The organism is Streptococcus thoraltensis DSM 12221 (assembly GCF_000380145.1).
Classification (GTDB): Bacteria; Bacillota; Bacilli; order Lactobacillales; family Streptococcaceae; genus Streptococcus; species Streptococcus thoraltensis.
On record NZ_KB904611.1, the window covers coordinates 1 to 7,531 of the forward strand.

Sequence of the window (7,531 nt, forward strand, 5' to 3'; positions counted from 1 at the left end):
CTTCAGAAAACCTTACTAGCGTCTGCAGAAAGCCAGTTCAAAAGTGCGTCTAAGCTGAAGGACCCGATTGCCAAACAAGAGACGCAGCTACGAGCTGGTCAATCGATGGCACGGCTCAATGCCAAAATTAATGAGCTGGAAGAGAAATTGGAAAAGTTGCTTGCTTTTGATGGGGCTTCTGCTAAGATTTTTAGTGAGCTAGCTGATTTAAAACAGGCAGTTGATCAGGGTCTTGCGATGGTAAGGAGTGACTTTAAGGGAGCCAGCAGCATTCCTACTATCAAAGGTCGCTCGCTACCCTGGGTGAAGACAATTAACGCCTCAGTAGCTAAATTCTCAGATGATGGGGAAGAAGCCGCTAAGCTCCTTGATAACCAGATCTTGAAAGAGAAGATGAAGGAGTATGAGAAGGACGTCTCAGTAGCTTACCACTCTCTACAAGAGAAAATAGCCAATGGAGGGAAATTCACTCACAATGATATTGACACTGTTTTACAATATGCCGAAAAACATCCAGAGGTTGCCTTATCTCCAGAGTTACTAAATGGTATCAATGGATTTTTATCTGAGGCACAGAAACGATACGATAAAAATAGTACAGAATTTGATCTTATAGCGACTGCCATTGAACAACTCGGTATAGGGATTCAGCGACTAGGTGGGCTAATCACAGTTATTGAAGGGATCAAAGGGCCAGCTACTACGGCAGCAGACGGGACTTCGACAGCTTTTGTGATGCTTGATGATGTTGCGAATGGAGCCGGTCAGGCTCTGGTCAATCATGGATCGAACATAACATCGGTTGGTAAAGGTGTCGGCGGTGTTTTGACGGGACTCGGTTTTGGACTTGGCATGTATAACGACATTGTCAATAATGACAAGACCGTCGGCCAAGCATTAGTTCATAATGGCTTGTCAACGGGAGCTAGTTGGGGGGCCGGTACTTTTGTAGCTGCATATTTCTTTGGTAGTAATCCTATCGGCTGGGCAGCAGCTGGTGCTGCAACAGTTGCCGTTGGTACAGGAGCTATAGTAAATTGGGCATTTAATAAAGCTTATGAGAATAACTTTCTTGGTCTTCAAGATGGTCTGGATACAGCAGGAGAATTGTTAGATGAAGCGGGTAAAAGCGTTGGTCAAGCTTTGTCGAAAGGTATTGAAGATACTAAAAATTGGGCTTCTGATATGTCTGATAGTATTGGGAATGCGTTTTCAGATGGCTGGAGTACTATTAATCCATTTGATTAAGGAGAAATATGGAAACTATTCAATTTACTTATGGGAATTTTCGATATTTAACGTTTGAGTTAGATGGACAATATTATTTATTAGACAGAAGTCCTCAGCACTGTATAGGTTACCTTTATCCTCCTTTGAATTGGTTTTTTCATCAAAAGGTTTATTTAATCACGCAAGAAGAGTTTTTTAAACTTCGTCAAAAAAATCTTAGAGCAGCTAATATCAGCATCCCAGCTTCCGTTAGTGCAGGCCTTGGGGTATTGATTTACAATTGGTTTCGTTTGAAAAATATTGATATTTCAATATATTTTAATACAAAATTTTCTTTTGGGATAAATCTGTTATTCTTGTTAGTAAGTGTAATTTTAGCTTATATCCTAGCAAATTTATTTTATTTTTATAGGAAGAAGCACATGATTTCTATACTTGGATCAGAATTATTCCAGCCAGTGAATATGAGGATTAAACCACAGAAACTCAACTTCAAACAGTTAATAGGATATGTTGTCATTGTGGGGGGACTTACTTCTTTTATGGCAGGATATTATCTTTATTCAGGAAATCTTCTTTATTGCTTCATTACTATGACAATAACTTTCCTTCACTTTATAGGAGCAAACGGTGCATTTGGTACAGAAGCTAATCAATTTTATAAAATTATAGATATAAAAAAGGATAATTAAGGTTTTAAGTATCATAATTAGATATGCATTATATGTATAGAAGTGATAGATGACTACTACAGCAATGTTATTAATAAAATTTTCAACTTTTGAAAGGATAGATGATGTTACCCATTGGAAGTATTGTTTATTTAAAAGAAGGAAGCCGTAAACTGATGGTCTTAAATAGAGGTGCTTTACTTGAGCAATCTGGAGAAAAGCTTCTATTTGATTACTCAGGATGTATTTACCCAGTAGGACTTGATGCTGAACAAATCTTATATTTTAACGAAGAAAATATTGATAAAGTTGTTTATGAAGGCTTTAAGGATGACGAAGAAACTCGCTATCAGGAATTATATGCCGAATGGCTAGAAATTAATGGTGCGAAGTATAAGAAGGGCAATATAAATTAGATAGAAGTACAGCACTGCAGAATTTATTCTGCAGTGCTCTTTTATATGCTATAATGAGATCAAAAGTTGGTTAAAAACATCAATACCTCAGTCGCTAAATTCTCAGATGATGGGGAAGAAGCCGCTTAGCTCCTTGATAACCAGATCTTGAAAGAGAAGATGAAGGAGTATGAGAATAAGGTAGAAGTCGAAACCAACAGTGCTGCTCAACTTGATAAAGAGTCACGAGAGCTGTTAAAACAAGCTGAAGACGATTATAAAAATGGTCTCATTACTTTAGAAACCTATCAATCGCTCAAGAGTGGATTAATTGCTGGTGGTGCTTCTTTCATTAAAGAACTAGCTCAGAACAAGATTACTGATGAAGCCGTTGAAGGTTTTACCAAGAAAACTTGGGAATGGTTAGTTCAAAGCTCGCAAAATATGCAAGTAGGTGCAGTGGGTGCCACAATAGGAGGTGGAAATTACACGGTTCCTATCAATGTCAATCCAGCATATAGTAGTCTTGTTAGTGGAGTTGCCAAATATGGTGCACCTGTAATAGGGTAGGCTATTGATTTCACCATGCAAGTCAAAGGTGGCGAAGATGTTATAGACGCAGCAATCAAAACAGGGGCGCATGTTGTGATTGCTTCAGGTGTTGGAATGGCAGTTGGTGGTCCAGTAGGATTTGCACTTGCAGTAGGTGCTACAATGGCATTTGACTATGTGTATGATGAATATAAAGATGATGTGATTGAATTTGGTAATAGTGCAATCAACACAATTGAAGATGTGGGAGATGATATAGGGGATGCTGTGCTTAGTTTTGGTAATAATATAGGTAATCTATTTGATTGACAAATCTAATAATATCATATTTTATCTTAATGATATGTAGTTATTTATTATAGCTGAAAGGATGGTAACTAATGTTAAAGTTAATCAATATCGGTTGGAAATCAAATCGAGTTGTTTATGTTGATAAGGAAACTAAGAAATTTTATATATCTGAAACTAGCAGACATTCTAATCATATTTTTTTCTTAGTTCCAATTGCTAGCACTCTTCTAGGAGGAATAATTTCTAATATTAGTTTAGTAATAGGAGAAACTAGTGACCAATTTCGTTTAGGAATACTTTTTCTCTGTTATGGAATTACTTTTCTTATTTCTATTTTTGGAAAGAGAGTATTGATTAAGCAATGGTCACTACAACTTTATTATCCAAATGTTTTTCAAATACGAGAATTGCTAGAAAATGGGAAGAAACAAAGAATTGGTCAATTAATAATTGTTGGACTTATGATATGTTTTATTTTATTACTTTCATATGATTATTTAATATCTGGGAGTGTCAGAGCATTATTGATTTCTACATTTTTAGTTGGTGCAACATCTTTACTAATTTGGGATTGTTCGCCATTGGACCGTAGAAAAGTGATTAGACAATTAGAAAAGGAGTATAGTTGATGTCAGGACAACTACCAATCGGGAGTATTGTTCAATTAGAAAAGGGAGATACTAAATTGATGATTATTAATCGATTTCCTTTATACAATAATGATGGGAAAATTGGTTACTTTGACTACTCAGCTTGTTTATATCCTAAAGGAACAACTGATAACCAAGCTTATTTCTTTAATGAAGAGAATGTCGAAAAAGTATGGTTTGAAGGTTATATTGACGAAAGTGAAGAGGAAGCGCAAAAAACTTTTGCAGAAAGATTAAAAGCTATTACAGTACCGCACTTCAAGATTAGTGATATTAATTGATAGAGAATTTAAAGAATATAGGAAGAATCACGATTATTCTTCCTATATTCTTTTATTAAAATAATTTTCTCAAAAATAGAATGTGGTAAAATAGTGATTGTACAACTTAATGTTAATTTGCTTTTGATGGGGCTTCTGCTAAGATTTTTAGTGAGCTAGCTGATATAAAACAAGCGGTTGATCAGGGTCTTGCGATGGTAACAAGTGACTTTAAGGGAGCCAGCAGCATTCCTACTATCAAAGGTCGCTCCCTGCCTTGGGTAAAGACGATTAACGCCTCAGTCGCTAAATTCTCAGATGATGGGGAAGAAGCCGCTAAGAAAGTAAATCTTGAATTTAGCACTAAACATCCTCAGTTTCTAGAAAATTATGATAAATGGGAAAGTGAATTAGATATTCCTCGTAAAAAAATAGATTAAATTGTTCTGGAACTAAAAATTCAATCAGCATAGTAATCTCGATTTTTATAGTTGATATTATGGTGACTAAGCATTGACTTAGTAAGATAAAAAATTTATGTTGAAAAAAGCTAACTAATATTTTTCTAAAAAAATGGCTCTTCGTCAACTGTAGTGAGTGACTTACAGAGCTTGACTATACAGGAAGAATAATCATAATTCTTCCTGTATTTTTTAAATAATTTTGATAATAGCAAGTTGTAGTAAAATAGTAATCATAAAACCCATCTAGCTTCGAAATAGTCGTGTCTTCTCCCTTTCTCAAATTAGCACCCAGTTTTCAAGTTTTAGCGCAGGTAGTGGTTTCACGACTTTTGTGAACAAAACGCCAGATTGGGTTAAAAAAGTTAGCAGTGAGTGGGAGAAGCGAACGAAGGTCAATGATAGACTCAAAGCCGTTAATCAAAAGCTCAAAAATGGGGAACCGTTAACAGATAAGGGCATCAAAGCTATTCGCGCCTATCAGGTTACCCAAGTAAGGAGTTGCCGAGTGAGCTAAAAGAGGCATTGTTACAACATGACCATCATGAACAAGAAGTCTCTAACAATTTTGATATAGTTGTTGATAAAGCAGAAAAGTCTGCTCAAGAACTTTCTGAGCAAACTGGTATTAGCTACGAAGATGCTCTGAACTATTTATTGACAGGAAAAGTTGGCAGTCGTATGAAGGCTATAGTCAATTCTTCAAAAGTGATTGGTGAGACTTTAAAAAATGGGAGGAAGGAATTTTTAGAAAATAAATATGTAAAAGCTAGCAATATTGTGGTCGATAAGGTTGGAAATGTAAAAGTCGGCAATAAAATGCTTTATAATAAAGAGACAGGCCATGTCTATGATGCCAATGGAAACAGAGTTAAAAGAGGTAGGTCACCGCATGGGCAAACTGAGAGTAGTAAATATAAGAAAGCCGTTGGGGAAGGTATTGATCCCAATAAGACCTATGTTGGAAAAGAACGCGGGTTTAATGCCGAAGGTCTCAAAACCGCTGGAACATCTGCAAAAGTTGCGGCTAAGGAAGCGACAAAATTCTGGGATGATTTTGATTGGCGAAAAACCAATATAGAGGGTGTTGGTAAAGCCGGTAAGGCTTTAAAGGGTCTTGGGTTAATTTCTTCAGCCATTGAGGTTACCGGTAATGTTAAAGAAAATTTCATTGATGACAAGACGTCATCGGTGAGTGAGAAAATCAGGAACTTTACAGCTGATCAAGGTGGGGATATCGTGACAGGAGTAGCTTCTGCTTCGGCAGGGGCAGCAGCCGGAGCCGTTGTAGGTTCATTTATTCCAATTCCAGGTGTTGGAACCGTTGCCGGTGCAGTTGTGGGATATTATGCTGGAGAAGCATTAAATTTCAAGTTTGGTAAATCAAATCAATCGGTGTCGGATAGAATTAAAGGCGGGCTAAAAGGCCTTTTAGGAGGATAACATGGCAAAGAAGAAAAATAAAAAGGACACAACTATAGATTCAACCAAAATTCATCCGTTCTTTAAATACGAAATTTCTCCCGAGCATCTGGGTCTATTAGCTTGGTTTAACTTTTTTATGACTGGAATACTTTATTATGCAGGCGGTGATGAGGCCTATCCAAATCCTAATGGATATGTTCGTTCAATATTTTTAATTTTTTTAGTTTTTACTGCGGTTTGTTTGTTAGTGTCACGTTTTGAGAAAATACTTAATAAGTATCAAATTTTTATTTATATATTTATTGTTTTGGAATGCTTGATTACTACCTTATGTATGATTTCTATTGGACTTGCAGGATGGTTATATGACGGGAATATTACTAGTGACGATTTTACACCTTCCCGTGTTTGGAGTTATCTTATTCCTGTAATAGGCTTATTTATCGTTAGTCTTGTTAGCTTTACCATTTATCATCAAAACATGGTTGTGCTCAAGCTCAATAAGGGGAGGGCTGTTTCTTATCCGATTAGCCTAGGAGCTATTGTTAGTACTGTTATACTAGGGAGACAGAGTAGTTCTCCTTTATCAAGTACCATTGTTGCAATTATAGGTGCAATTATAGGTGCTGGCTTATTTCCGGGGGGAGCGGTTGGTGCTTTATTCTGTATCATTGACCTGATCAAGCACCCAGAATTAAAAGAATATTATGAATAGAAAGAAGACAAACATGAACAATAACTATTTACCACTCGGTAGCGTCGTTCGTTTAAATGACGGTGATATGAAATTAATGATTATCAGCCGTTTTCCCTTGTTTGAAAATAAGGGAGAAGTTGGCTATTTTGATTATGCCTCATGCATTTATCCATCGGGACATAGCAACGAACAAACTTACTTCTTTAATCAAGAAGATATCGCAGAAGTATACTTTGAAGGTTATATTGACGAAAGTGAAGAGGAAGCCCAAAAGATTTTTGAAGAAAGATTAAAAGATGTTGCATTTCCACATTTCAGAATTGATGAAATTGCAAACTAGTAGTGTTTTAAATTGTTTTAGACTGACTAGGTTTGCCGCTCATCAAAGCTAAGCGTAAGAGAACTATTGATTAATAACAGAATGATAAAGTAATAGATTAGGAGAAAAAGTTGAAACTAAATCTTATCAATCAAGACACCAATCAAACGAAAAATGTAAAAGTGGGTTTTAGTTGGACCACTCTGTTCTTTGGACCGTTTGTACCACTTTTTAGAAAAGATTGGAAATGGTTTGGTATTATGCTAAGTGTTACAGTCCTTACTGTCGCCGTTTCAGTAATGTTTGACATAGAGCCACCTAGCGGTATTGTAGGCATTATCTTCTCATTTTTCTACAATAACGAGTACATCAAAGACCTTGTCACAAAAGGATGGGAACCATTGACACAGGAAGATGAAGATATTTACGAGGAAAAAGTCCATTAATCTTTTGATGGGAGATACTAAGTGCAACTCTTAGTTAAATGGCTCATCGTCAACTGTAGTGGGTGACTTATAGCTAATATATGGAGAGAATCGTTCCGGTTCTCTCTATTTTAATGTTCAAAAGGATAAAGATT

Annotated in this window: 12 protein-coding genes; all 12 read left to right on the forward strand. The window is 36.2% G+C overall.

Features of this window, described 5'->3' with window-relative positions:
* The coding region (locus A3IA_RS13255; protein WP_018380774.1) for a hypothetical protein at positions 1 to 1,248 on the forward strand (1,248 nt) is incomplete at its 5' end.
* 8 nt (positions 1,249 to 1,256) lie between these two features.
* Positions 1,257 to 1,922, forward strand: coding sequence for a DUF443 family protein (locus A3IA_RS0107820; RefSeq protein WP_018380775.1), 666 nt, complete (start codon positions 1,257 to 1,259; stop codon positions 1,920 to 1,922).
* 104 nt (positions 1,923 to 2,026) lie between these two features.
* A complete protein-coding gene (locus tag A3IA_RS0107825) occupies positions 2,027 to 2,317 on the forward strand; it encodes a DUF4176 domain-containing protein (protein ID WP_018380776.1) in 291 nt (96 codons plus the stop codon).
* Between the two features lie 159 nt (positions 2,318 to 2,476).
* Complete coding sequence (locus A3IA_RS12305) at positions 2,477 to 2,866, forward strand: hypothetical protein (protein WP_018380777.1); 390 nt, start codon at positions 2,477 to 2,479, stop codon at positions 2,864 to 2,866.
* A 15-nt stretch (positions 2,867 to 2,881) separates the two neighbouring features.
* Complete coding sequence (locus A3IA_RS12310; RefSeq protein ID WP_018380778.1) at positions 2,882 to 3,157, forward strand: hypothetical protein; 276 nt, start codon at positions 2,882 to 2,884, stop codon at positions 3,155 to 3,157.
* Positions 3,158 to 3,228: 71 nt separating this feature from the next.
* Positions 3,229 to 3,768 carry a hypothetical protein gene (locus A3IA_RS0107840; RefSeq protein WP_018380779.1) on the forward strand — a complete coding sequence of 180 codons (540 nt, stop codon included), beginning with the start codon at positions 3,229 to 3,231 and terminating at the stop codon, positions 3,766 to 3,768.
* A complete protein-coding gene (locus tag A3IA_RS0107845; protein ID WP_018380780.1) occupies positions 3,768 to 4,070 on the forward strand; it encodes a DUF4176 domain-containing protein in 303 nt (100 codons plus the stop codon). Before A3IA_RS0107840 ends, A3IA_RS0107845 begins: the two co-directional genes overlap by 1 nt.
* A gap of 194 nt (positions 4,071 to 4,264) precedes the next feature.
* Positions 4,265 to 4,489 carry a hypothetical protein gene (locus A3IA_RS0107850; protein WP_018380781.1) on the forward strand — a complete coding sequence of 75 codons (225 nt, stop codon included), beginning with the start codon at positions 4,265 to 4,267 and terminating at the stop codon, positions 4,487 to 4,489.
* A gap of 546 nt (positions 4,490 to 5,035) precedes the next feature.
* Positions 5,036 to 5,953 carry a hypothetical protein gene (locus A3IA_RS0107855; RefSeq protein ID WP_018380782.1) on the forward strand — a complete coding sequence of 306 codons (918 nt, stop codon included), beginning with the start codon at positions 5,036 to 5,038 and terminating at the stop codon, positions 5,951 to 5,953.
* 1 nt (position 5,954) lies between these two features.
* Positions 5,955 to 6,650: a hypothetical protein gene (locus A3IA_RS0107860; RefSeq protein ID WP_018380783.1), complete on the forward strand. Its 696-nt coding sequence runs from the start codon at positions 5,955 to 5,957 to the stop codon at positions 6,648 to 6,650.
* A gap of 13 nt (positions 6,651 to 6,663) precedes the next feature.
* Positions 6,664 to 6,972: a DUF4176 domain-containing protein gene (locus A3IA_RS0107865; protein WP_018380784.1), complete on the forward strand. Its 309-nt coding sequence runs from the start codon at positions 6,664 to 6,666 to the stop codon at positions 6,970 to 6,972.
* A 110-nt stretch (positions 6,973 to 7,082) separates the two neighbouring features.
* Positions 7,083 to 7,397 (forward strand): DUF2628 domain-containing protein, encoded by a 315-nt coding sequence (locus A3IA_RS0107870; RefSeq protein WP_018380785.1) that lies wholly within the window; start codon positions 7,083 to 7,085, stop codon positions 7,395 to 7,397.
* The last annotated feature ends 134 nt before the right edge of the window (positions 7,398 to 7,531 follow it).

What these genes read in the sequence shown, in the direction of transcription:
- A3IA_RS0107820 (WP_018380775.1), top strand. Translation starts at nt 1,257, where the DNA reads ATGGAAACTATTCAATTTACTTATGGGAATTTTCGATATTTAACGTTT.
- A3IA_RS0107825 (WP_018380776.1), top strand. Translation starts at nt 2,027, where the DNA reads ATGTTACCCATTGGAAGTATTGTTTATTTAAAAGAAGGAAGCCGTAAA.
- A3IA_RS12305 (WP_018380777.1), top strand. Translation starts at nt 2,477, where the DNA reads ATGAAGGAGTATGAGAATAAGGTAGAAGTCGAAACCAACAGTGCTGCT.
- A3IA_RS12310 (WP_018380778.1), top strand. Translation starts at nt 2,882, where the DNA reads ATGCAAGTCAAAGGTGGCGAAGATGTTATAGACGCAGCAATCAAAACA.
- A3IA_RS0107840 (WP_018380779.1), top strand. Translation starts at nt 3,229, where the DNA reads ATGTTAAAGTTAATCAATATCGGTTGGAAATCAAATCGAGTTGTTTAT.
- A3IA_RS0107845 (WP_018380780.1), top strand. Translation starts at nt 3,768, where the DNA reads ATGTCAGGACAACTACCAATCGGGAGTATTGTTCAATTAGAAAAGGGA.
- A3IA_RS0107850 (WP_018380781.1), top strand. Translation starts at nt 4,265, where the DNA reads ATGGTAACAAGTGACTTTAAGGGAGCCAGCAGCATTCCTACTATCAAA.
- A3IA_RS0107860 (WP_018380783.1), top strand. Translation starts at nt 5,955, where the DNA reads ATGGCAAAGAAGAAAAATAAAAAGGACACAACTATAGATTCAACCAAA.
- A3IA_RS0107865 (WP_018380784.1), top strand. Translation starts at nt 6,664, where the DNA reads ATGAACAATAACTATTTACCACTCGGTAGCGTCGTTCGTTTAAATGAC.